The 22,503-nt window shown below is 72.6% G+C and carries 26 protein-coding genes; 13 read left to right on the forward strand and 13 right to left on the reverse strand.

The genetic code is table 11. From position 1 onward, the window contains the following. The first annotated feature begins 82 nt into the window (after window positions 1–82). The 3 genes from ACF07V_RS04850 to ACF07V_RS04860 all read left to right on the forward strand — a co-directional run bounded on the left by ACF07V_RS04850 (window position 83) and on the right by ACF07V_RS04860 (window position 1,811). Window positions 83–706: a histidine phosphatase family protein gene (locus ACF07V_RS04850; RefSeq protein WP_392151461.1), complete on the forward strand. Its 624-nt coding sequence runs from the start codon at window positions 83–85 to the stop codon at window positions 704–706. 140 nt (window positions 707–846) lie between these two features. Beyond that, complete coding sequence (locus ACF07V_RS04855; RefSeq protein ID WP_392151462.1) at window positions 847–1,233, forward strand: VOC family protein; 387 nt, start codon at window positions 847–849, stop codon at window positions 1,231–1,233. A gap of 86 nt (window positions 1,234–1,319) precedes the next feature. After that, a complete protein-coding gene (locus ACF07V_RS04860) occupies window positions 1,320–1,811 on the forward strand; it encodes an SRPBCC family protein (protein WP_392151463.1) in 492 nt (163 codons plus the stop codon). A 23-nt stretch (window positions 1,812–1,834) separates the two neighbouring features. Here the strand turns inward: ACF07V_RS04860 and ACF07V_RS04865 are convergent, their stop codons facing one another. Further along, the gene (locus ACF07V_RS04865) at window positions 1,835–2,389 is read right to left on the reverse strand and encodes a GNAT family N-acetyltransferase (protein ID WP_392151464.1); all 555 of its coding nucleotides are present in this window, start codon (window positions 2,387–2,389) and stop codon (window positions 1,835–1,837) included. Window positions 2,390–2,493: 104 nt separating this feature from the next. Between ACF07V_RS04865 and ACF07V_RS04870 the strand changes: the two genes are divergently transcribed. Further along, a complete protein-coding gene (locus tag ACF07V_RS04870) occupies window positions 2,494–2,952 on the forward strand; it encodes a PaaI family thioesterase (RefSeq protein ID WP_392151465.1) in 459 nt (152 codons plus the stop codon). Beyond that, the gene (locus ACF07V_RS04875; RefSeq protein WP_392151466.1) at window positions 2,949–3,947 is read left to right on the forward strand and encodes an MBL fold metallo-hydrolase; all 999 of its coding nucleotides are present in this window, start codon (window positions 2,949–2,951) and stop codon (window positions 3,945–3,947) included. Before ACF07V_RS04870 ends, ACF07V_RS04875 begins: the two co-directional genes overlap by 4 nt. A 9-nt stretch (window positions 3,948–3,956) precedes the next feature. Here ACF07V_RS04875 and ACF07V_RS04880 read toward each other — a convergent pair whose 3' ends face one another. After that, window positions 3,957–4,943, reverse strand: coding sequence for an SMP-30/gluconolactonase/LRE family protein (locus ACF07V_RS04880; protein ID WP_392151467.1), 987 nt, complete (start codon window positions 4,941–4,943; stop codon window positions 3,957–3,959). Window positions 4,944–5,049: 106 nt separating this feature from the next. On the opposite strand from ACF07V_RS04880, the gene ACF07V_RS04885 reads away from it, so the two are divergent. Further along, window positions 5,050–6,084, forward strand: a complete 1,035-nt coding sequence (locus ACF07V_RS04885; RefSeq protein WP_392151468.1) for an ArsR/SmtB family transcription factor — start codon at window positions 5,050–5,052, stop codon at window positions 6,082–6,084. A gap of 18 nt (window positions 6,085–6,102) precedes the next feature. On the opposite strand, the gene ACF07V_RS04890 is transcribed toward ACF07V_RS04885, so the two are convergent. Further along, the gene (locus ACF07V_RS04890; protein ID WP_392151469.1) at window positions 6,103–6,372 is read right to left on the reverse strand and encodes a hypothetical protein; all 270 of its coding nucleotides are present in this window, start codon (window positions 6,370–6,372) and stop codon (window positions 6,103–6,105) included. Between the two features lie 61 nt (window positions 6,373–6,433). Next, window positions 6,434–6,865, reverse strand: a complete 432-nt coding sequence (locus tag ACF07V_RS04895; RefSeq protein ID WP_392151470.1) for a hypothetical protein — start codon at window positions 6,863–6,865, stop codon at window positions 6,434–6,436. A 198-nt stretch (window positions 6,866–7,063) separates the two neighbouring features. Here ACF07V_RS04895 and sigJ point away from each other — a divergent pair, with 198 nt between their 5' ends. Next, window positions 7,064–8,017, forward strand: coding sequence for an RNA polymerase sigma factor SigJ (gene sigJ, locus ACF07V_RS04900; RefSeq protein ID WP_392151471.1), 954 nt, complete (start codon window positions 7,064–7,066; stop codon window positions 8,015–8,017). A 4-nt stretch (window positions 8,018–8,021) separates the two neighbouring features. Here sigJ and ACF07V_RS04905 read toward each other — a convergent pair whose 3' ends face one another. From ACF07V_RS04905 to ACF07V_RS04915, 3 genes are all read right to left on the reverse strand, one after another. Next, window positions 8,022–8,459, reverse strand: coding sequence for a glutaredoxin domain-containing protein (locus ACF07V_RS04905; protein WP_392151472.1), 438 nt, complete (start codon window positions 8,457–8,459; stop codon window positions 8,022–8,024). A 57-nt stretch (window positions 8,460–8,516) separates the two neighbouring features. Beyond that, on the reverse strand, window positions 8,517–8,705 hold the full coding sequence (locus ACF07V_RS04910; protein ID WP_392151473.1) for a hypothetical protein: 189 nt from the start codon (window positions 8,703–8,705) through the stop codon (window positions 8,517–8,519). 154 nt (window positions 8,706–8,859) lie between these two features. Then, complete coding sequence (locus tag ACF07V_RS04915; RefSeq protein ID WP_392152350.1) at window positions 8,860–9,414, reverse strand: heme-binding protein; 555 nt, start codon at window positions 9,412–9,414, stop codon at window positions 8,860–8,862. A 236-nt stretch (window positions 9,415–9,650) separates the two neighbouring features. Between ACF07V_RS04915 and ACF07V_RS04920 the strand changes: the two genes are divergently transcribed. From ACF07V_RS04920 to ACF07V_RS04945, 6 genes are all read left to right on the forward strand, one after another. Next, window positions 9,651–10,874 carry a sensor histidine kinase gene (locus ACF07V_RS04920; protein WP_392151474.1) on the forward strand — a complete coding sequence of 408 codons (1,224 nt, stop codon included), beginning with the start codon at window positions 9,651–9,653 and terminating at the stop codon, window positions 10,872–10,874. A 253-nt stretch (window positions 10,875–11,127) separates the two neighbouring features. Beyond that, a complete protein-coding gene (locus ACF07V_RS04925; protein WP_392151475.1) occupies window positions 11,128–12,318 on the forward strand; it encodes a cytochrome P450 in 1,191 nt (396 codons plus the stop codon). A gap of 14 nt (window positions 12,319–12,332) precedes the next feature. Continuing rightward, window positions 12,333–12,542: a ferredoxin gene (locus tag ACF07V_RS04930; protein WP_392151476.1), complete on the forward strand. Its 210-nt coding sequence runs from the start codon at window positions 12,333–12,335 to the stop codon at window positions 12,540–12,542. A gap of 287 nt (window positions 12,543–12,829) precedes the next feature. After that, window positions 12,830–13,525 (forward strand): type 1 glutamine amidotransferase domain-containing protein, encoded by a 696-nt coding sequence (locus tag ACF07V_RS04935; RefSeq protein WP_392151477.1) that lies wholly within the window; start codon window positions 12,830–12,832, stop codon window positions 13,523–13,525. Between the two features lie 151 nt (window positions 13,526–13,676). Then, a complete protein-coding gene (locus ACF07V_RS04940; protein ID WP_392151478.1) occupies window positions 13,677–14,087 on the forward strand; it encodes a nuclear transport factor 2 family protein in 411 nt (136 codons plus the stop codon). 171 nt (window positions 14,088–14,258) lie between these two features. Next, window positions 14,259–15,053, forward strand: a complete 795-nt coding sequence (locus ACF07V_RS04945; protein WP_392151479.1) for a YqjF family protein — start codon at window positions 14,259–14,261, stop codon at window positions 15,051–15,053. Between the two features lie 46 nt (window positions 15,054–15,099). On the opposite strand, the gene ligA is transcribed toward ACF07V_RS04945, so the two are convergent. The 6 genes from ligA to ACF07V_RS04975 all read right to left on the reverse strand — a co-directional run bounded on the left by ligA (window position 15,100) and on the right by ACF07V_RS04975 (window position 22,497). Then, a complete protein-coding gene (ligA, locus tag ACF07V_RS04950) occupies window positions 15,100–17,166 on the reverse strand; it encodes an NAD-dependent DNA ligase LigA (RefSeq protein WP_392151480.1) in 2,067 nt (688 codons plus the stop codon). A 44-nt stretch (window positions 17,167–17,210) separates the two neighbouring features. Then, window positions 17,211–18,212, reverse strand: coding sequence for a hypothetical protein (locus ACF07V_RS04955; protein WP_392151481.1), 1,002 nt, complete (start codon window positions 18,210–18,212; stop codon window positions 17,211–17,213). Between the two features lie 34 nt (window positions 18,213–18,246). Next, window positions 18,247–18,813 (reverse strand): DUF4291 domain-containing protein, encoded by a 567-nt coding sequence (locus ACF07V_RS04960; RefSeq protein WP_392151482.1) that lies wholly within the window; start codon window positions 18,811–18,813, stop codon window positions 18,247–18,249. A gap of 182 nt (window positions 18,814–18,995) precedes the next feature. Continuing rightward, on the reverse strand, window positions 18,996–19,994 hold the full coding sequence (gap, locus tag ACF07V_RS04965) for a type I glyceraldehyde-3-phosphate dehydrogenase (RefSeq protein WP_392151483.1): 999 nt from the start codon (window positions 19,992–19,994) through the stop codon (window positions 18,996–18,998). A 133-nt stretch (window positions 19,995–20,127) separates the two neighbouring features. Further along, window positions 20,128–21,084 carry a GlxA family transcriptional regulator gene (locus tag ACF07V_RS04970; protein WP_392151484.1) on the reverse strand — a complete coding sequence of 319 codons (957 nt, stop codon included), beginning with the start codon at window positions 21,082–21,084 and terminating at the stop codon, window positions 20,128–20,130. A gap of 63 nt (window positions 21,085–21,147) precedes the next feature. Continuing rightward, on the reverse strand, window positions 21,148–22,497 hold the full coding sequence (locus ACF07V_RS04975) for a hypothetical protein (RefSeq protein ID WP_392151485.1): 1,350 nt from the start codon (window positions 22,495–22,497) through the stop codon (window positions 21,148–21,150). Between the last annotated feature and the right edge of the window lie 6 nt (window positions 22,498–22,503).

Here is a 22,503-nt window from a genome sequence, read left to right on the forward strand (position 1 = left end):
CCCTGGCCGCGGAACCACATGCCGCCGCAGCACGTCTGTTCACGCGTTCGCACGATCATGAACCTTGCCGGAGGAGTCGAGCATGACCGAGACCGCCGCCCGCTACCTGTACCTGGCGCGGCACGGTGAAGCGTCCGAGGACGAGAGCACGTTGACGGACAGGGGGCGCCGCCAGGCCGTCCTGCTCGGCGAGCGGCTCCGCGAGGCCCCGCTCACGGCGATCCATCACGGCCCGCTGGCCCGCGCCGAGCAGACGGCCCGGCTGGTCGGGGACCAGCTCGACGGGGTGCCCGTGCGGATGTCCCCGCCCGCCGGCGACTACATCCCCTACCTCCCGAGGCGCGAGGAACTGCCCTCGGAGTCGGCCGACGCGATGCTCGGTTTCCTGGCAGGGTTCCCGGCGCGGGAGCGTGAGGAGGGGCCCGGACTGGCCGCGGAGGCCGTCGCCCGGTTCACCGGCCCGATCGACGGCGGCCGGCCGCGCCACGAACTCGTCGTCACGCACAACTTCCTCATCGCCTGGCTCGTCCGGGAGGCCCTCGACGCGCCGAAGGCACGATGGATGGGCATCAACCACGCGAACGCGGCTCTGACCGTCATCCGGTACGCGCCCGGCCGGGCCCCTGCCGTCCTCTTCTTCAACGACACGGGGCACCTCCCCGCCGAGCTGCGCTGGACCGGATTCCCTCCCGAGCTCCACATCTGACGGCACGGAGGCCGCCCGGGAGGCCGGGGCCGGAGGCGCACGGTCCGGATCGTGGACCTCCGGAGCCCTTGATCGCGGCCTCCGCAGTCACCATGATCATCAAGACGAGACGCAACCCCGGAGAGGCAGGGAGCCCCCTCATGCGAGTCAAAGCCTTCGACCACCTGGTGCTCAACGTGACGGACGTCGACAAGTCCCTCGACTTCTACACCGGCGCCCTGGGCCTGGAGCCCGAGCGTGTCGAGGAGTGGCGGGCCGGCAAGGTGTCGTTCCCGTCCGTACGCATAAACGAGAACACCGTCATCGACCTGTTCTCCCGCCCGCGCGGCGAATCCAACGTCGACCACATCTGTCTGGTCGTGGACCCCCTGGACTGGCAGGAGGTCATCGACTCCGGCACGTTCGAGGTCCTGGAGGGTCCGGTCCCGCGCTGGGGCGCACGCGGCTCGGCCCAGTCGGTCTACGTGAAGGACCCCGACGGCAACACGGTCGAACTGCGCTGGTACCCGCAGGACGTCGAGAACTGAGCGAGACAGGCCGCTCCCGCGCCCGCTAACGTACCGGCGAGTAGGTAGTGGGGGCGGTCTCCCCCACCGGGCGAGGGGAGCGGGGCATGGCCGTGGATCGGCAGTTGAGCCTGGAGGAGAGCACGGTCGTCGACGCGCCGCCGGAGGTCGTCTACCGGCTGGTGTCGGACCTGCGGAACATGGGGCGATGGAGCCCGGAGTGCCGCTCCGTGTGGGTCCTGCGGCCGCCGGCGCGGACCGGGACCCGGTTCATCGGGTTCAACCGGCGCGGTCCGTTCCTCTGGCCGACCCAGGGGCGGGTGACCCGAATGCTTCCGGACCGCGAGTTCGTCTTCGACATCGGCGTCCTCGGGCTGCCGATCGCCCGCTGGGGCTACCGGTTCGAACCGGAGGGCTCGGGGACCCGGCTCACCGAGTTCTGGCAGGACCTGCGAACGGACGGGTTCGGGGCCAGGGTCGCCGAACTGCTCGGCACGGTCTTCGCCGGATCGAACCCGGCCCGTCGCATCGCGCTCAACCGGGCCGGAATGCGCACCACCCTCGAACGCATCGCGCGGACCGCGACCACGGGGACCTGAGGCCATCGGTCCGCGGAGCGGCGTCACGTGCCCCGGTGGGCCGTACGCGGCTCCGCGGGCGTCCGGTACAGCACGCACCGGCGCAGCGGCCCCTCGGGGACGCTCGGGTCCTCGAAGTCGTCCGCCGGATCCCGGGTCATGCCGATCCGGCGCATCACCGCCTGGGAGCGAACGTTGTGGACGGTCGTCGACGCGAGCACTTCCGGCAGGCCGAGGACCTCGAAGCCGAAGGCCAGGCAGGCAAGGGCGGCCTCGGTGGCGTAGCCGTGGCCCCATGCCGTACGGGTCAGGCGCCATCCGACGTCCACTCCCGTGAAGGGCATGTCCTCGCCCACCACGTCCAGGCCGGCACGGCCGATGAACTCACCGGTCACCCGTGATTCGAGGGCCCACCAGCCGAAACCCCGCGCGTCGAAATCGGCCCGCATGCGGGCGACCACGCCATCGCTCTCCTCCCGCGTCAGAAGGTCCCCGAGGTGTTCCCGAACTTCGGGATCGGCGTTCATGGCCGCCCACGGTTCCAGGTCGGATTCCCGCCAGCGGCGGAGCAGCAGACGGTCGGTTCGCAGCTCTGGCATGCCGTCCAGCCAACCCGGCCGGGAGCGGGGTGTCGACCGGTTATCCGACCCCCTGCCCGTACGATCCCATGATCGTGATGTCCGTCGCAGCCGAAGGAGAGCACGTGGAAGACCCGACGCAGCGGGAACAGGCGAGCCCGGAGGTACGCCAGCGCGTCCAGGCGAGTTTCGACCGTCAGGGGCTGATGGCCCACCTCGGCGCGCGCCTCTCGCACATCGGCCCCGGCCGTGTGCACGTCGTGCTCCCTGCCCGCCCCGAAGTGACCCAGCAGCACGGCTACTTCCACGCCAGCGGCACCAGCGCCATCGCGGACAGCGCCGGTGGCTACGCCGCCCTCACCCTGTTCCCCGAGGGCTCGGAGGTGCTCACCGTCGAGTACAAAATCAATCTCGTCGCGCCGGCCGTCGGCACACACATAGAGGCGGTCGGCACCGTTCTGAAGTCCGGCCGGACGCTGACCGTGTGCCGCCTCGACGTGTTCGGTGTCCTGGCCGACGGCGAGCGGAAGCTCGTCGCCGCAGGCCAGCAGACGCTGATCCGCGTGGACGGAGCCGAGCAGTGAGCCCCCGGTCCCGGGCCGTGAGCCCGCCGCCGACATTGCCGTCCTGGGCCACCTGGTGGCAGCGGCCGTTCCCCGACGCCAACACGCTGCTGCTCCACGGGAAGCAACCGGCCCTGGTCGACTCCGGGTTCGTCGGCCACGCCGAGGAGACCGCCGAGTGGGCGCGCGCCCGGGCCGGGCGGATCGGCCTCGTCGTGAACACGCACTGGCACTCCGACCACGTCGGCGGCAACGCCCTCCTCCAGGCACGAGGCGCCGCCGTCGCCGCCGGGGCCCCCGAAGCCGAGGCGCTCTCCCGCCGGGACCCCGGCTGTTGCGCGGCGGAGTACCTCGACCAGCCGGTCGCCCCGTACTCCGTGGACCTGTCCCTCGACGACGGGCACGTCCTCCGCCTCGGCGACACCGACTGGGAGGTCGTCCGCACACCCGGTCACACGCCGGGCCACCTGGCCCTGTGGCAGCCGGAGGAGCGGCTGCTCGTGGTCGGCGACGCGCTGTCGGACTACGACGTCGGCTGGGTCAACCTCGCGCTCGACGGGCCCGGCGCCGCGGCGACGGCGCTGGCCTCCCTCCAGCGGATGGCCGACCTCGATCCGCGGGTGATCCTGCCGTCCCACGGCCCGGTGCCCGTCGACACGGGGGCCGCGTTCGCCGCCGCCCTGCGCCGGGGCCGGCGGCTGGTCGACGACCCCGACGGAGCCGTCTGGTACGGCGTCCGCCGGATCTTCGCCTTCGCGCTCATGATCCGCGGCGGCATCCCGTCCGGGGAGGTCGAACCGTACCTCCACGCGCGTGCGTGGCTGACGGACGCCGCACGCCTCCTGCGTCTCACTCCCGAGGCCCTGGCCACCGACCTGGTGACGTCCATGCTCTCCGCGGGCGGGATCGTCCTGCGCGACGGGCGGTTGCACGCGGCGGCCGGCCACACCCCCGTGGCGGCCGAGTCGCTGCGTGTGCCCTACCCGCGCGCGTGGCCCGCTCCCGAGCCACGCTGACGCGCGGAATCACGGTCTGTCCTCGCACATCGGGTCGTCGATCGCGCTCACGGTGTACGGGGGCCGGCCCGGCGGCTCGTCGAGCTGGCTGTTCACCACGTAGAGGCGGCAGCCGTGCCGTGCCAGGGTGGTCGGCAGGTCGAAGGGTCCGTCCGTGAGGCGATGGGTCACCGTGCCCGTCCGCAGCTCCTCGTCGAGCCGGGCGAGGTAGACGCCGTGCGGGGCACCGTAGTTGAGCACCGCGTACAGCGTCCGGCCGTGCAGCACCATGCCGTCGGGGCCGAAGGACTGGTCGCCGAGGTCGAGCCGGCTGACGTCCTTGTCGGCGGTGCCGATCCGCCAGACGGCCTCGGTGCCGTTGGACGCCACCAGGAGGGTCGAGCCGGACTCGTCGGCCACGATGCCGTTCAGCAGCCAGTACTGGGCGGGGAACTGCGGGAAGGCGGCCCGGATGTCGAGCCAGGGTTCGAGGGGGCCGAGCGTGGAGCCCCGGATCTCCGCCCGGTGGACGACGGGGTTGGCCCAGTCCGTCACGTACACCGCGTCGTCCGTCACGACCAGGTCGTTGAGGCGGGGCGCGCCGAGCGGGCCGCCGCGTGCCGTTCGGGTGGCGAGGAGACGTCCGTGGCGGTCGTGGACGGTCAGGCTCGCGCCGCCCACGGACAGGACCCTGCCGCGCCGGTCGGTGTGCACGCCCAGAGTGCTGGGCCGGTTCTCCAGGCCGCGCGCGGGGAACGGCTTCAGCTCCGGGTCGCCGACGCGGCCCCGGTACAGGGTTCCCCGGCCGTCCGAGGAGACGTACAGGGTGCCGTCCGGGGTGACCGCGATCCCTTCGGGGAGCACGCCCGGGTCCCGGGAGACGACATAGGTGTCCGGCAGGTCCCGGGCGCTCGCGGGGCCGGGAGCGCCGGCGAGGCCGGTGAGCAGAAGTGCGGCTGTGAGGCAGGCTGTTCGGACGGGGATGCGGCGCATCGGCACGACCTCCGGCAAGGGCATCGGCGGGGTGGTGAGGGGGACAACGGGAGCCTCCTGCGTCCTCGCCCGGAACGCACTGCCTTTCACCCCTGGGTGAAAGGGTCCGACGGGCCGATAATCGGTCGGCATGATCCGCCTTCACTTCACGGCCGCCGACCTCGGCCGGATCACCCTCGCCCCGGGGGCCGACGCGCTCTCGGAGACCGCCCTGAGCCTGCGGCTGAGTCTGCGCCTGGGCCGTGCGCGACAGAGCCGCGGCCGCGCACAGCCGTACCGTCCGCGGCCCGCGGCCCGGCAGTGGCACCACTCCCTGCGGGGAGGCGCGGGCGCCCGGGCCGGAGTCCTCGCCGAACTGGTCGCGGAGGACGGCTTCGTACCGGACTTCCTGCTGCAACCCTCGGCCCACGACTTCGCCGAGGCCCTCGACGCGGCCTCGTCGACGCCCGTGGAGCGCCTCGCACGGGATCTCGGGATCCCGGAGGTCTCCGGCTGGAACGGCGGTCTGGTCCGGCCCGGCCGGTGGGCCCACGAGCTCGCCCAGGGGTCGCCGGCCGCGACCCGCGCCCTGCTCGACGACACCCGCCGCTACTTCGCGAGCTCCGTCGAGCCGCTCTGGCCGCGGATCCGCCGCGACACCCTCACCGACCGCGCGCTACGGGCCGAGATGCTGCTGCGCGGGGGTGTCGACGCCCTGCTGACCACGCTCGGGACGACCTGGCGGTGGCAGGCACCGACCCTGCACCTGCCCTCCGCGTCGGCGTACGACGTCCCGCTCTGCGGGCGCGGGCTGCTGCTGGTCCCCTCGTGGTTCGCGACCGGCCCGATGGTGATGTACCGCCCCGAGTCGGCGACCGTCCTCGTCTACCCGATGTACGACGGTGACGACCCGGTCGCCGCCGGGGCGGGGGCGGCCGGCTCGGCCGAGGACCGCCCGGAGGCCCTCGCGGCGCTCCTCGGCCGCACGCGGGCCCAGGTGCTGGCGCTCCTGCGCTCCCCCGCCACCACCACGGCCCTCGCCGAACGCGCCTGCGTGTCCCTGGCGGCGGCCAGCGGACACGCAAGCGTCCTGCGGGGAGCGGGACTTGTCGAGACGGTGCGCACCGGCACGGCCGTGCTCCACAGCCTCACTCCCCTCGGCCGCTCCCTGCTGGCCGGGATCTGAGCGCCCCGGGCGGTCGGGTCACCAGTCGATGTGCGCGGCGATCCACTCGGCCAGGCCGTCCTCGTCGTCGGCGGGCGGAAGTTCGGGAGCGCAGTCGAGGGGGGTGCAGGACAGCTGCAGATGGGTGAGGTAGCCGTACGGGCCGTTGTCGGCCGCCGGTCCGATCACCAGGGCGTGGGTGGCGGTGCGCCAGATCCGGTGCGTCAGGGCCGGCCCGGTGACGAGGCTCTCGGCGACGGCCTCGGTCGTCAACGGCCGGTGGGCGAGGGCATGAACGGGAACGGACATGTGGATCACAGCAGAACTGCTCCGCGATCACGCCGGCCACCGGGTGGCGGCCCGGTGGTGACTACCGCCGTCCGGTGCCGGGGCGTCCCTTCCACCGGGCGGTGAGGACCTGGCCGAGGGCCAGCACGCTGAGGCCGAACATCAGCACTCCCAGGGGGACGTGCAGGGCCGGCTTGTGCGCGATCCCCAGCACCACCTGTATCGAGGAGAGCACGAGGAAGCCGGTCGAGTAGAGGATGGGGCGGGGCGAACCGCCGCCCGGCTTCCACGCCAGGACCGCCGCGAGCACGTACAGCATGGTCGCGCCGTACGTCACGCGTGCCCCGACGCTGTGCAGCAGCTCGCCGGTGGACGAGGTCAGCAACAGCCCGGCGGTGGCCGCCTGGAAGAAGAGGGTGAGGGTCTGCAGGGCGATCGAGACCCGCAGGAAGGTGGGGTTGCCGCTGCCCTGTACTGCCGTGGTCTCCGCGGTGGTCTGCGCAGTCGTGGCCATGACGTGATCCTTTTCTCTGCCTCGCGGCGGTTGCCTCGCGGCGGTTGCTCGGTAGTGTCTCGACTGTCCGACGACGCAGGCCCGTGAAATGTGAGGCGGGTGCCCGGCTTCTTTTCCGGAGGGGCTTTCTCCGTCACACGGACACGGGACCGAGAGCGTCATCGCACGCGACGAGCGAACCAGGGAGCACTCGCGATCATGAGCACCTCCTTCGAGTCGGGACTCGACCGGTCCGAGCCGGACCTGAGCGTGGTCGTCGGCGAGCGGCGCCACCTGCTCAACCTCGGCTACCGGCTGCTCGGTTCGCTCGCCGAGGCCGAGGACGCCGTGCAGGAGACGTACGCTCGCTGGTACGCGCTGTCGCCGCGGCAGCGCGAGGCCGTCGACTCTCCCGGGGCCTGGCTGACGACCGTGGCCGGCCGTGTCTGTCTGGACATGCTCGGCTCGGCGCGGGTCCGGCGCGAGCGCTACGTCGGCTCGTGGCTGCCCGAACCGCTGCCCGACCGTGTGGAGTGGTCCAGTGTGCGTGCGGACGGCGGCCGGGCCGAGCCCGTCGACCCCGCCGACCGGATCACCCTGGACGAGTCGGTGAACATGGCGTTCCTCGTCGTACTGGAGTCGATGACGCCGGCCGAACGCGTGGCGTTCATCCTCCACGATGTCTTCCGCTACCCGTTCGCCGAGATCGCCGACATCGTCGGCCGGTCCCCCGCGGCCTGCCGGCAGCTGGCGTCCTCGGCCCGTCGGCGCGTCGGGGCCGCGCAGCCCCCGGCCGCGCCGGTGGCCGGACGGGCCGCTCTGGTACGGCACTTCAAGGAGGCGTGGGAGGCCAGGAACATCAAGGCCCTCGTCGATCTGCTCGACCCCGAGGCGACGATGACGGCCGACGGCGGCGGACTGGTCGGCGCCGTACTGCGTCCCGTCGAGGGCAGCCGGCTCATCGCTCAGTACCTCATCCACATCGCCGACAAGGCTCCCGGGCTGACGCTCCTGGAACGGACGGTCAACGGCCAGCCCGGGCTCGTCGCCCAGAACGCCGGTGTGACGGTGACCGTGGCGGCGTTCGAGCTGGCCGAAGGCCGCGTCACCCGTATCTGGGCGGTCCGCAACCCGGAGAAGCTCCGCCCGTGGACGGAGGAGGGCGCGAGCTGACCCGTCAGGCGGAGGGCGAGAGCTGCTCGCGTACCCACGAGGGATCGGGGTTGGTGAACGGCCGGCCCGCCACGACGACCGTCGGCACGGTCTCGTTGCCGTCGTTCACCGCCCTCACGGCCGCGGCTCCGTCCGGGTCGCGCCAGATGTTCACCCAGTGCAGCCGGCGGGCACGGCGGCCCAGGCTCATGCGCAGCCGCAGACAGTACGGGCATCCCGGCCGCCAGTAGACGATCGGCCGGCCGTCGGCCTCGCTGCGGCGTCGGGCTTCCGCCGCGCCGATCGATCTCGGGTAGATCAGCGGCGAGTTCGCCACAGCGAGCAGCAGGAACACCAGGAGGAGCACGGTGCCTTGGAGGAGACTGCCGCGGGTGATCAGACCGGCAGAAGCGAGTGCGCCGCTGATGACCATCAATGTCGGCAGGATCCAGGCACGTGTCATGACGACGCAGCCTACCGACGAGAGCGTGGCGTACGAGGGCCGGGCTCGTCCTTCGGTTCAGGGCGTGGTGACGAGGCGACCGAGCCGTGGGGCGCGCCAGGGCCTGCGGCCGCCGGCGCCCATCCGGCCGAGGGCGATCGCCTTCCAGGTCGGCATGCGCCGGAAGGAGACCAGCAGGAAAGCGGCGGGTGAGACGGTGAGCCTGCACTCGTCGGCGCGCGCCGGGGCGTCGCGGGTGACCGTCATCGTGCCGCCCGGTAGGACGGTCGCGGTAGGGCTCTTCGGCGGGGTTTCGGTCGCCCTTCTGCAGGCCCGGGTCCCTCCCTGTCCTCCGTGTCCGTGACGAGGAGACCGGCGGCACCCGGACGGGGGGCCGGGTACCGCCGGTGTCTGCGGGGTGTTACTTCGCGAGGGCGGCGACGCCGGCCTGGGCGAACTTCTCGTCGAGGTCGCCGGACGGGGCGCCGGCGACGCCGATGCCCGCGATCGGGGCGCCCTTGGCGGTCACCGGGGCGCCGCCGGCGAGGAAGAGGGTGCCGGGGATGTCCTTCAGCGTCGGGGCGTTGGTGAGGCGCTTGGCGAGCTCGGAGGTCGGGGCGTTCCAGGAGACCGCGGTGTACGCCTTCTTGACGGCCGACTCGTAGGACTGCGGGCCCGCGCCGTCGCCGCGCAGGGTGACGAGGGTGTTGCCGTTGCGGTCGACGACCGCGACGGAGACCCGCTGGTTCTCCTTCTCGGCGGCGTCCAGGGTCGCCTGCGCGGCCTTCGTGGCGGCCGCGATCGTCAGGTGCGTGGTCTGCAGGGTGTTGCCGTTGTCCGCGTCGGCCATGACGGCGGCGGGAGCGGCGGCCGGGGCGGCGGCGTTCGCGGAGACGGTGCCGAACAGGCCCGCGGCGAGGGCGCCGGCGGCGACGGTACCGGTCAGGACACGGGTGCGCAGGGTCATCTTCTTCACGATCATCAGCTCCTTGGGCATCAACCCCCTCGGGGGGCTCGGGAAGCTCTGCGTTCCCGCTCTGACATCCATCCTGGTGTCGCTCACGGCCCTCTCCGGTCGGCCTACGGGCTCGGTCCGGCGCGCCCGGCGGACGACACGGGGGTCAACCGATCGGTCGATGCGGAACAAGACCGTCCGGATAGCCTGGGGCTCGGGAGAACGGTCGGCAGCGGGGCAAGGAGTGGACGGTGCGGATGGACAGGCGGTCACCGATCGACACGGAGGTGGCCGACCCGGACGCCGGCTGGCTCGCGACCGTGATGCACGTGGCGTTCTTCGTCCTGCTGTGCTCGTCGCTGACCCGGTACCTGATCGTCCACCCCGGGGCCCGTACGACCCCGTGGGTGATCATCCTCGCCGTCGTCCTGGCCCTGCTGTACGTACTCGGCCCGGTCCTCGGCCCGCAGCAGGCCGACGGCCCCGGGGCTTCCGCGCCCACGACCTCCAGGCTCTGGCTCGCGGCCGTCATCGGGGTGTGGTTCACCCTCGTGGTCCTCGCGCCCAGCTTCGGCTGGTGCGTGGTGCCGCTCCTGTACACCAGCCTGCGCTCCCTGCGCACCCGGTCCGCGATCGTCCTGGTCGGCCTGATCACCCTGTGCGTCGTGGCCGCTCAGCTGAAACTGCGGCTCCGTTTCGGCTTCGACCCGAACCTGATGTTCGCGCCGTTCGCCGGCGCCGCCGTCGCCACCGCCGTCTTCCTCTACTCCCAGCGCCAGGCGGACCGGATGCGGGCCGTCATCGACGACCTCGTCCGCACCCGCCGGGAACTGGCCGCGACCGAGCGCCGCGAGGGCACCCTCGCCGAGCGCCAGCGGCTGTCCATGGAGATCCACGACACCCTCGCGCAGGGACTGTCGAGCCAGCAGATGCTGCTCCAGGCCGCCGACCGGCTCTGGGACACCGACCCGGCCTCCGCCCGCCGCCACATCCGTACGGCCGAGTCCATCGCCGAGCGCAATCTCGCCGAGGCCCGCCGCTTCGTCCACGACCTCGCGCCCGCCGACCTCGCCGGGGGCGGCGGCCTCGACGAAGCGCTGCGCACGCTCGCCGAGCGGGAGTCCTCCGACATCCTCCAGGTCCGTTTCCACCAGGACGGCACGCCGACGGCCGCCCTCCCCGACCGCGTACAGGCGGCGCTGCTGCGGATCGCCCAGGGCGCGCTGGCCAACATCCGCGAGCACGCCGATGCCGGCACCGCGGCCCTGACCCTCAGCCATCTGGACGATCAGGTCGTCCTCGACATCGCCGACGACGGCCGGGGCTTCGACCCCGTCGAGCGGCCCGGCGGGGTGCGCGGCCACGGACTGCCCGCCATGCGCGCGCGTGTCCAGCAGCTCGGCGGTGCCCTGACCATCGAGTCGACTCCGGGCGAGGGGACGGTTCTGACCGCCGTCATCCCGCTGTCGCCACGGCCCTGAGACCGCGCGCGATCACCCTGGGACCGGGCGCGCTCCGCCCGCCTCGGCGCCTCTGGCGTAGCGGCCGCGTCCGTTCCGGTGGAATGGCCGAACTGTGCGTAGACCAGATAGGTGCCTGAGGCATGTAGTGGAGACGACGGCATGACACACGACGGCAGCACAGACGACGGCACCACCGCGGCACCACCGATGACCGCACCACAGTTGACGGCACCACAGCCCCTGCCACCGATCCGCCCCTAGCGAGGCCCCCGTGACCAAAGCCGTGGCGTTCCCCCAGGACCGGACCTGCCCCTACCACCCGCCCACCGCCTACCCCCGGACCGAGGAGGACCGCCCACTGTCGCGGGTCTCCCTGTGGGACGGAAGGCAGGTGTGGCTCGTCACCGGACACGCCGCCGCCCGCACGCTCCTCGCGGACCAGCGCCTGTCCACCGACTCCACCCGTGGCGGCTTCCCGCTGCCGACGGAGCGCGCGACGGCCGTTCGCAGGCGGCGTCGAGCGGCGCTGCTCGGCTGGGACGACCCCGAGCACAACGCCCAGCGGCGGCTGCTGATCCCGAGCTTCACCCTCAAGCGCGCCGAGGGCCTGCGGCCCCGCATCCAGGAGACCGTGGACCGGCTCCTGGACGCGATGGAGGAAGAGGGGCCGCCCGCCGAGCTGGTGAGCGCCTTCGCGCTGCCGGTGCCGTCGATCGTCATCTGTGACCTGCTCGGCGTGCCGTACGCGGATCACGACTTCTTCGAGGAGCAGTCGCGCCGGCTGCTGCGCGGCCCGACCGTGGCGGACACCGAGGGGGCGCTGGCCCGGCTGGAGGGCTACCTGGGCGACTTGATCGACCGCAAGCGCCGGGAGCCCGGGGACGGTGTCCTGGACGACCTGGTGGCGCGCGGGTCGGAGGACGGCGGTCCCGAACGCGAGGAGCTGGTGCAGCTCGCCACCATCCTGCTGGTGGCCGGGCACGAGACCACGGCGAACATGATCTCGCTGGGTACGTACACCCTGCTGCGCCACCCGGAGCGGCTGGCCGAACTGCGCGCCGATCCCGGGCTCGTACCCGTCGCCGTGGAGGAGCTGTTGCGGTTCCTGTCGATCGCCGACGGACTGCTGCGGGTCGCGCGCGAGGACATCGATGTCGCCGGGACGGTGATCCGCGCGGGCGAGGGCGTGGTCTTCTCGACGTCGGTCATCAACAGGGACGCCGCCGCCTACGCCGATCCGGACACCCTCGACTGGGCCCGCTCCGCCCGTCACCACGTGGCCTTCGGTTTCGGCATCCACCAGTGCCTCGGGCAGAACCTGGCGCGGGCGGAGCTGGAGATCGCCCTCGGGACCCTGCTGCACCGGCTGCCGGGGCTGCGGCTGGCCGTCCCCGCCGAGGAGATCCCGTTCAAGCCGGGCGACACGATTCAGGGGATGCTCGAACTCCCCGTCACGTGGTGAAAGGAGAGGCGCGGATGCGGGTCTCGATCGACGCGAACGTCTGTATCGGCGCGGGTCAGTGCGCGCTGACCTCGCCGGACGACTTCACCCAGGACGACGACGGCTTCGGGACGGTCGTCCCGGGCAGGGAGGACGGCACCGGAACGCTGGTCCGCGAGGCGGTCCGCGCCTGCCCCGTACAGGCGATCACGCTCCATGCCCCGGCCGACGGGACGGGTGCGTGACGGCGCCCCGACGGGGGTGAGGCTGCACGGGCTCCGCCCCGCCCCGCGACGGTGACCCGTCCCTCCGTCGCGGGGACCTTCGCCCCTGCTCGTATTCCTGCCGAGACATCGGGATCCCTATGGGAGGCATTGGTTTCCCCATTGGAAACCAATGGATGGCCGACCTACTGTCGACGACATCGCCGCACTGACGATCTCGCCGCGGAACGTCACTCGGACCAGAGTGTCAGTGTGCGCATTCCCGCCTCCGGGCCCCGTCCGGGCCCACCATCCCCTGGAGCTCCCTCATGTCGAAGATCCTTTTCGTGATGACCGGTGTCGACCACTGGACGCTGGCCGACGGCACCAAGCACCCGACCGGTTTCTGGGCCGAGGAGGCCGTCGCCCCGTACGAGGCGTTCAAGGCCGCGGGCCACGAGGTCGTCGTCGCCACGCCGGGCGGTGTCGTCCCGACCGTCGACGCGGGGAGCCTCGCCCCGGAGTTCAACGGCGGCCAGGAGGGCGCGGACAGGATCGCCGCGGCGCTGGCCTCCTTCGACGAGATCAAGAAGCCGGTCAGGCTGGAGGACGTCCGTCCGGCCGATTACGACGCCGTTTTCTACCCCGGCGGCCACGGCCCCATGGAGGACCTCTCCGTGAACGCGACCTCCGGCAGGCTGCTGATCGACACCCTCGAGTCCGGCAAGCCGCTGGGCGTCGTCTGCCACGGCCCGGCCGCGCTCCTCGCCGCCACGAACGCCGACGGCTCGAACGCCTTCGCCGGCCGCAAGGTCGCCGCGTTCACCAACGCCGAGGAGACCCAGGGCGGCCTCGCCGACCGGGCCAAGTGGCTGCTGGAGAGCCGGCTCGTCGAGGCCGGCGTGGACGTCCAGGTGGCCGAGCCGTGGGCGCCGCACGTCGTCGTCGACGGCAACCTGGTCACCGGCCAGAACCCGTCATCCTCCGCCCCGCTCGCCGCGGAGCTGCTCAAGAAGCTGGGCTGACCGTCTCGGTACGGATCGGCTCGCCGAGGCCCACGCGCGGCCCCGCCCCGGAGTTCGCCGGGGCGGGGGCCCTCCGGGCCTGGACAGGGCTGTCCCGCGTCACTAGCCTCTCCTCACCTACTCACTTTGTTGACTAGCTGCGGAGATGTATATGAAGTCTTTCCGTCAGGCCGTCGAGGCGAACGACCACGCGGCCATCGAGGCGCTGCTCGCCGACGATGTCGTCTTCACCAGCCCCGTGGCGTTCAAGCCGTACGTCGGCAAGGCCATCACCGCGGCCGTCCTGCGCGGGGTCTCCCGTGTCTTCACCGACTTCCGCTACGTCCGGGAGCTCACCGGCGAGGACGGTCGCGATCACGCCCTCGTCTTCGAGGCCCGGGTCGGCGACCGCGCGATCACCGGCTGCGACTTCCTCCACCTCGACGAGCAGGGCCGCATCGACGACTTCATGGTCATGGTCCGGCCGCTCTCCGCCGCCCAGGCGCTGGCCGAGGCGATGGGCGCGCAGTTCGATCGCATCGTCGCCGAGGCCTCCGGAGCGGCGCAGGCGGACGGGGCGTGAGCGGCGCCCCCGACGGAGCGCAGGCCTGAGCGCCGCCCGCAACGGAACCCAGAGGCCTGAGCGCGCCCTCAACAAAACCCAGGCCTGAGCGCCGCCCCCGAAGGATTGCAGGCCCCAGCACGACCCCACCCCTTCGGCGGGCGGGGCGTGCGCACCCTGGATACTGGCGCGATGCCGCAGACCCCGCCCGCCAGGGAGCCCGAGCCCATATCGGCCGACCCGCCGCACCGGACGGCCCGCACCCTGCTCACCCAGTCCTGGCTGGACCTGGCATTTCTGCACTGGTCCGTGGATCCCTCCGAGGTGGCCCCGCTCCTTCCCGCCGGGACCGTGCCCGACACCCTCGACGGCGTCACCTACGTCGGCCTCGTCGCCTTCCGGATGCACCGCGTCGGCTGGTTCCGCCTGCCCGGGATCCCGTACCTCGGGAGCTTTCCGGAGACGAACGTCCGCCTCTACTCCGTGGACGGCCACGGGCGCCGCGGTGTGGTGTTCCGCTCGCTCGACGCGTCCCGTCTCGTCCCCGTGGCCGTCGGGCGGTGGGCCTTCCGCATCCCGTACGTGTGGTCGAAGATGACCGTCGGGACAGACGCCTCCACGGTCACGTACACCAGCAGGCGCCGGTGGCCGGGACCGCGCGGGGCGCGCAGCGCGATCAGCCTGGACATCGGCGAGCGGGTCGTGGAGCCCACCGCGCTCGAACACTTCCTGACCGCCCGCTGGGGCATGCACAGCTCCTTCCGCGGGCGCCCCCTCTACCTGCCGAACACGCACCCCCGCTGGCCACTGCACCGCGCCCGCCTTCTCACCTGCGACGAGACCCTCCTCACGGCGGCCGGACTGCGCCGCCCGCTCGGGGAGCCCGTGAGCGTGCTGTACTCACCGGGCGTTCCCGTCCGCTTCGGCGCCCCGCCCCGGCTCCCCCGCACCGTGGCCGTTCCGCGCCCGAGGAACGGCGGCGACTGACGCCGCCGTCGTACTCCGCCCGTACCGTCACGGGCGGTCCTGCCGCTCAGTCGAGGTACGCGGCCACCAGCGTGGCGAAGGCCTCCGGAGCGAGGACCTCGACGCCCAGTTCCTGGGCCTTGACGGCCTTCGAGCTCGGCTTGCCGCTCGCGGACGGCGCCGCCACCAGGTAGGTGGTCCTGGAGTTGACACCGCTGCCCACGCGGCCGCCGGCCTTCTCGATGATCGCGCCCATCTCGGAGCGGCCCCAGCCGTCCAGCGGACCGGTCATCTTCCCCGTGACCACGACGGTCTTCCCGCTCAGCGGGCCCTCGACCGCGTCCTCGGCCTTCTCCTCTCGCGGCTCGGTCATGCCGACGCCCGCCGCGATCAGCTTGTCGATCACCGGGGCGAGCGCGGAGACCTGCTCCACGATCACCGGCGCCTTCTCCGGGCCTATGCCCTCGACCTCCTGCAGCGCGTCGGCGTCGGCCGCCCGGATCGCCTCCATCGTGCCGAAGTGCGCGGCGATGCGCCGGGACATGCTGCGGCCGGTGCCCGGCACACCGAGCGCGCAGAAGACCCGGCTGAGGGGTCGGGACGTGGCGAGCCGGATCTGCTCGGCCAGCTTCGCCCCCCGCTTGGCGCTGCCGGAGGCGGTGGTGAGCTGCTCCTCGGTGAGGGTGAACAGGTCGGCGACGTCCCCGACGACCCCGGCTCCGATCAGGGCGTCGACGTACTTCCTGCCGAGGCCGTCGATGTCGAGGATGTCGCGCCCCGCGACGTACTCGATCAGCGGCGCGAGCGCGCAGGCGGTGCCCTTGGCGCAGCGCCACCGCTCCTGGCTCTTGTCGATCTCCCCGCCGCAGTTCGGGCACTCCTCGGGCAGCGGTACGGGCGGGGCGCCCTGCGGGCGCAGCTCGACGACGGCGGCCTGGACGCGCGGGATGATGTCGCCGGCCTTGTGGACGGTCACGGTGTCGCCGATGTGGAGGTCGCGCCGGAGGATGTCGGCGGGGTTGTGGAGGGTGGCGCGGGTGACGGTGGACCCGTCGAGCTCCACGGCGGCGAGCACGGCCGTCGGGGCGAGCACACCCGTTCGGCCCACCTCCCAGAACACGTCCTCGAGGACGGTCTGGCGCTCCACGGCCGGAAGCTTGTAGGCGATCGCCCAGTACGGGAAGCGGCTGCCGAAGCCCGCCGTCGCCTGCTCGGTGGCGCTGTAGGCCTTCACGACGACTCCGTCGATGCCGAACGGCAGGGTCGCGCGCATCGCGGCGATCGCGTCGACCCTCTGCTGTGCCTCGGCGAGGGTGGTGACGACGTGCAGTCCGGCGGGGGTCGCCGCCGTGGTCTGCACGCCCGCCGCCGCCACCGCGGCCAGCGTCTCGGCGTGACCGGCCCCGGCGGGCAGGAACGCCGTGTCGTCCAGGTCGACCGCGCCGTACGCCCAGAAGGTCATGGCCAGTCGGTAGGGCCGGTCCTTCGCCCGCAGGGTGCCGGCGGCGCCGTTGCGCGGATTGGCGAAGACGTCTCCGCCGTGCGCGATCCGCGTCTCGTTCGCTGTCTCGAACTGCTCCTGGGTGAAGAGGACTTCGCCGCGCGCCTCGAAGGTGGCGGGTACGGGCAGCTGGTCGGGGAGGCCCACGATCGTCCCTATGACGTGGCTGACGTCCTCGCCCTGCGTGCCGTCGCCGCGGGTGATGATCTGCACCAGGCGTCCGTCGCGGTAGCGGGCGGCGACGGCGGCGCCGTCCATCTTCGGCTCGACGGTGAACCCGCCCGCCGGCTCGTGCCCGAGCCGCCGCTGGAGCGAGGCACCCCAGGCGAGGAGCTCTTCCGGCGCGAAGACGTTGTCGAGGCTGAGCAGCCGCGTGGTGTGCGCGACGTCACCGGCCGGGGCGGCCCCGTCGGCGACCTGATCGGCGGGCGAGTCCGGAGCGACGTCCTCCGGATGCACCTCCTCCCAGGCCTTCACGGCGAGCCGCAGCCGGTCGTACGTGGCGTCGTCCATGACGCTGTAGCCCGCGCCGAAGTACGTGCGGGAGGCGTCGCGCAGACGCTCGATGGCGGCCTCGTACGCGGCACGGCTGGACAGGCTGAAGTGCGCCTCAACGGCGGGCGTTGTCGTCATGTCGAACATCTTGTCGCAGGGCACTGACAATGCCCGTCGGCGTCCTACTGGGTGCTCATCCGGTGGGGATGCGCCGGGTCGGCCGGGCAGACGAAGGCCCGGTACTCGTCGCGTCCCGCCCTGACGCCGGTGGGGCAGCCGGGCTCGGGGAAGGGACCCCAACTGGCCTGGGACTCGCACGAGTCCATGGTGAGCAGCAGACGCATCTCGGTTCCGCAGGCATCGCAGTGGACCCGCGTCAGGTCGGTCCTGTGCCAGGAGTCCCAGCCGCCGATCTTCCAGCCGGGCGCGAGGGAGAGGTCGTACTGGTAGGTGGGTGCCGCCCGGCCCACCCGCGCCTCGACGTCGTCCTCCCAGGCGTAGATCCGGTCCACGAGGTCCGGCGGCAGGTAGTCGGCCCACGGGTACTCGACGATCTGCTCCGGATGAAGAACGCAGGGCACCGGCACGTACCACGCGTGCTCCGCGATCGGCGGCTCGGGCGGCGCGGACAGCGGGTCCGTCACGTCCGCCGCGCGGCGCCAGAAGAGGCGTGTCGACGGCCCGAAGTCGCTGTACGAACCGTCATCGTGGCCGTCGAACGGGCACCACAGCACCTGGAGCAGGTCCTTCCCCGGCGGGGCGTAGGCCGCGAGATCGGGCACGTCGCCGACGTGGAACTGGGCGAGAGCGAGGAGCGGCAGGGGGCCGCCGTCGTGCCGGTCCGGCCGATGTCCGGCGTCGGCCATCTCCTGGACCTCGGCCCGTTCGGCGTCCGTGTACGCCCACCCGGCGGTTCCGTCCGGGCAGGGGCGTGCCCGGGCCGCCCCGAGGATCTCCTCGTAGCGGCGGGCCCGTTGCAGCCGCACGCCCCGGACCCTGCCGTGCTCCCGGCACTCCGGCCACGCCTCGTCCTCCGGCCACAGCAACGGCCCGCCCACGGAACTGTCGGCGGCCGTGGGCGCGCCGGGGCGCGGATGCAGTCGCGTCGCGGTGCGCGCGTACGCCGTCAGTTCGGGAAAGGGAAGGGTGATGTCGAGGGGGCGGTAGGGGGTGGTGGGCTTCACCGCGCAACGGTATCCAGTCGGCATGCGACGCCCGTCATCCCGGCGGACACAGGAGGGTCTCCAGGGTCCGGGGCAGCGGGTAGGCACGCTCGGCGGGGAGCAGGGCCCGTGCCTCGGCCGCACGTCCCGACTGGATCAGCGTCGCGGCCTTGCGGACCTGGGGAGTGACGTCGGTGAGCTCCACGATCCAGTCGTCGTTGAACGCGTGGATCAGATGGCGGCTGATGCCGACCTGGATGCTGTAGTGGTTCAGGGCCGCCCCGCGGACCGAGCGCTCCGGGTCCCACTGCACGTGCACGGCTGCCCTCGCCACGGCCGCCGGGTCCGCGGTCGTCAACACGGCCCGTGACAGGGCCTCCTCCCACCCCTCGCGGGTCATCCGCACCGCGAGAATCCGCTCCTGGCCGGACTTCCGGGCCCAGTTGCTGCGGTGCATCAGCCACAGGAACGAGGGCTTGATCCATGTCATCCGATGGAACGAGAACGGAGCGACGAAGCGCCCGGCGCGCAGCGCCGCGTCGGCGATGGCGGGCGAGTAGGCCTGGTAGACCACGATCGTGCGTGCGTCGTGATCGGCACGGATCTGGTACTGGGGTGCCATGCCCCGCACCCTGCCACCTGCCCTGCCGGCGGGGCGAACGGTTTGTCGGCCGACGCCGGGGGCGGCTGAGGGGCGGTTTCCGCCCGGAAACGCGTCACACGCCGACTCCGTGCGGCCCGAGTCGGCGTGTGTGACCGTTTCTGCTCCCGCCCTGCGGCGGGAGCAGTCCGTTCGGCTCTTCGTCAGCGCGCGGCGAGGAGCTGCAGGCTGTCGATGACGCGGTTCGAGAAGCCCCACTCGTTGTCGTACCAGGCGACGACCTTGACGTGGCGCCCCTCGACGCGGGTGAGGGCCGAGTCGAAGATCGACGAGTGCGGGTTGCCCACGATGTCGGCGGAGACCAGCGGGTCCTCCGAGTACTCCAGGACGCCGGCCAGCGGGCCCTCGGCCGCGGTGCGGTAGGCGGCCAGGACGTCCTCGACGGTCACGTCGCGGGCGACGGTCGTGTTGAGCTCGACGATCGAGCCGACGGGGACGGGCACGCGGATCGAGTCGCCGGACAGCTTGCCGTCGAGGTTCGGCAGCACGAGGCCGATCGCCTTCGCGGCGCCCGTGGAGGTCGGCACGATGTTGACGCCGGCGGCGCGGGCGCGACGCGGGTCGCGGTGCGGGCCGTCCTGCAGGTTCTGCTCCTGCGTGTAGGCGTGAACCGTCGTCATGAAGCCGTGCTCGATGCCGGCGAGGTCGTCGAGGACCTTCGCGAGGGGCGCGAGCGCGTTGGTCGTGCAGGAGGCGTTCGAGACGATCGTGTGCAGATCGGCGTCGTACGCGTCGGTGTTCACGCCGTACGCGAGGGTGACGTCAGCGCCGTCCGCGGGAGCGCTGACGAGCACCTTCTTCGCCCCGGCGTCGAGGTGCGCGCGGGCGGCCTTGGCCGAGGTGAAGCGGCCGGTCGACTCCAGGACGATGTCCACGCCGAGCTCGGCCCAGGGCAGCTCCGACGGCTCGCGCTCGGCGAGCACCTTGATGCGGCGGCCGTCGACGACGAGGGTGTCGCCGTCCACGGTGACCGGGCGGCCGAGACGGCCCGACGTCGAGTCGAAGGCGAGGAGGCGCGCGAGGGCGGTGGGCTCCGTGAGGTCGTTGACGGCGACGACCTCGAGGTCGGTGTCGCGCTCCAGGAGCGCGCGCAGCACGTTGCGTCCGATGCGACCGAAACCATTGATGGCGATGCGAGTCATGAGCGGTGGTGTCCCTTCCGACCTTCCGATTCGCCACCAAGGTTCGCGCGGAACGCCCGCCTCAACCAGCGGCGTGATCGCCACGGTCCGCAAGTATCGCGCCAAGGTCACGCCACGACGCCCTCGGGACCGTCTACTCCCCCTGTGCGAACGTGCGCCGGTACTCGCTCGGCGTGGTGCCCAGGATGTGCTGGAAGTGCAGGCGCAGGTTCGCCCCGGTGCCCAGGCCCACGTCGGCGGCGATCTGCTCGACGCCCCGCTCGGAGCGTTCGAGCAGTTCACGGGCCATGTCGATGCGGGCCCGCATGACCCACTGCATCGGCGTGTAGCCGGTGTCCTCGGCGAACCGGCGGGAGAACGTGCGCGGTGACACCGCCGCGTTCCGGGCGAGTATCTCCAGGGTGAGGGGCTCGCCGAGCCGGTGCAGTGCCCATTCGCGGGTGGCGGCGAACCGCTCGCCGAGCGGCTCCGGCACGCTGCGCGGTACGTACTGTGCCTGGCCGCCGCTGCGGTACGGGGCGGCGACCAGGCGGCGGGCGGCGTGGTTCGAGGCGGCCACGCCGAGGTCGCGGCGCAGGATGTGGAGGCACAGGTCGATGCCGGAGGCGGCGCCGGCGGAGGTCAGCATGCTGCCCTCGTCGACGAAGAGGACGTTCTCGTCGACCTGGATCAGGGGGCGTTTCGCCGCGAGGGCCCGCGCGTAGTGCCAGTGCGTCGTGGCGCGTTTGCCGTCGAGGAGGCCGGTGGCGGCGAGGGCGAAGGCCCCCGTCGAGATGGCGGCGAGCCGTGCCCCGCGGTCGTGGGCGGCGATCAGCGCGTCGACGACCGCCCCGGGCGGGTCCTCGCGGTCCGGGTGCCGGTAGCCGGGGACGAAGACGATGTCGGCCCACGCGAGCGCCTCCAGGCCGTGGGCGACCTGGTAGGCGAGGCCGTCGCCGCCGGCCACGACCCCGGGTTCCGCGCCGCAGACCCGTACCTCGTACGGCATGCTCGCCCGGGTCGTGAAGACCTGCGCGGGGATTCCGACATCGAGCGGTTTGGCGCCTTCGAGTACGAGGACGGCGACGCGGTGGAGACGTGAGGCAGACACGTCCACGAGGGTACGCGTACGTGTGTCCTCGCTGGTCAGCGGCGGTCCCGAGCGTCTGTCCCGTCACCCCCGCCAGAGGACGCGCGCGGTGCGCGCGAGGACGCGGGGGCCGGTGAGCGCCTTCGGGTGCCTCCGCATGTGGACGACGTCCATGTACGTCTGGTTCACCCGCGAGTCCCTGACCGACGCGGTCGTGATGTGGTCGCCCGCCCAGCGCAGGAACCGGTAGCCGCGCGGGTACGGTCCGGTGACGTGCGGCTGGGCGAGGTCGGCGGTCGTCGAGAGCTGCCAGGCGGCGTCGACGACCACCGCGGCGCGGCGGAAGTAGTCCAGGGCGGGGTCGTGCGGCGAGGCGCCGGACCTCAGGTGGACGTGGAGCGAGGAGGCCTGGAGGGTGGCGAGGGTCAGCCCCTGGCCGTAGACGGGATTCACGGTCGCCAGGGCGTCTCCGAGGACGACGAGCCCGCCGGGGAAGTTCGTCAGGTCGGTGAACCGGCGCCGGCGGCTCTCGCTGAAGTGGAAGGGCTCCACCTCGCCGGTCATCTCGCACCGCTCGGCCACCTCGCGGAGGGGCTCGACGCAGCGCCTCATCCGCGCGAGGAACTCCGCCCGGTCGCGCCCGGGGCGGTGGTCGGCGTATCCGGCGAGGACCACGGACCAGGCGTCGCCCTCGACGGCGGTCAGGGCCCCGGGTTCGCACACGGCCGGCTGGTAGTCGCTGGCCGGGCCGGGTGTGGAGTGGGCGATCACCGTGTCCGGGAGCTCATCGCCGCGGGCGAAGCGGGCGGTGGCGTAGCCGAGGTCGACGCGCATGCGGTCGACCGGTGCCTGGCCCCAGCCCTCGGCGGCGAGCCAGCTGCCGAGCCGGCTGGAGCGTCCCATGGCGTCGACGACGAGGTCCGCCGTGAGGTCGTACTCGGCGGCCCCGGTCTCTTCTTCCGGCTCGGCGGTCGCGCCGTTCACCGCCGCCACGCGCGCGCCGACGACCCGTCCGCCCCGGAGGAGCAGCCCCTTGCCGGTGGCGGGCTCGAACCTGACGTTGGCGAGGGCCGTCACGCGGCGCCGTATGTGCGTCTCGACGAACGGCCGGGTCGCGCCGAGCATCCGTGCGTCGGCGACGGGTGCCTTGAGCGTTCCGTCGACGTAGAACCGCACCTCGTCGCCCTGTCCGAGGCGGGCTCCGCCGCTCACCATCTCGTGGGTGATGCCGGGGAAGAACCGTTCGATCTGGGTGTGGCCCATGGCGAGCAGGGCGTGCAGCTGTCCCCGGTGCGGCGCGCCGGGACCCGTACCGTTGCGCTCTCCGTCGAGGAGGTCGGGTTCGACGACCACGACCTCCTCGGCGAACTCGCTCAGGACCCGGGCCGCGAGCAGCCCGGCGAAGCTTCCTCCCAGGACAACGGCGCGCTTCACGTCTTC

This window comes from Streptomyces sp. NPDC015661 (genome assembly GCF_043077765.1).
Classification (GTDB): Bacteria; Actinomycetota; Actinomycetes; order Streptomycetales; family Streptomycetaceae; genus Streptomyces.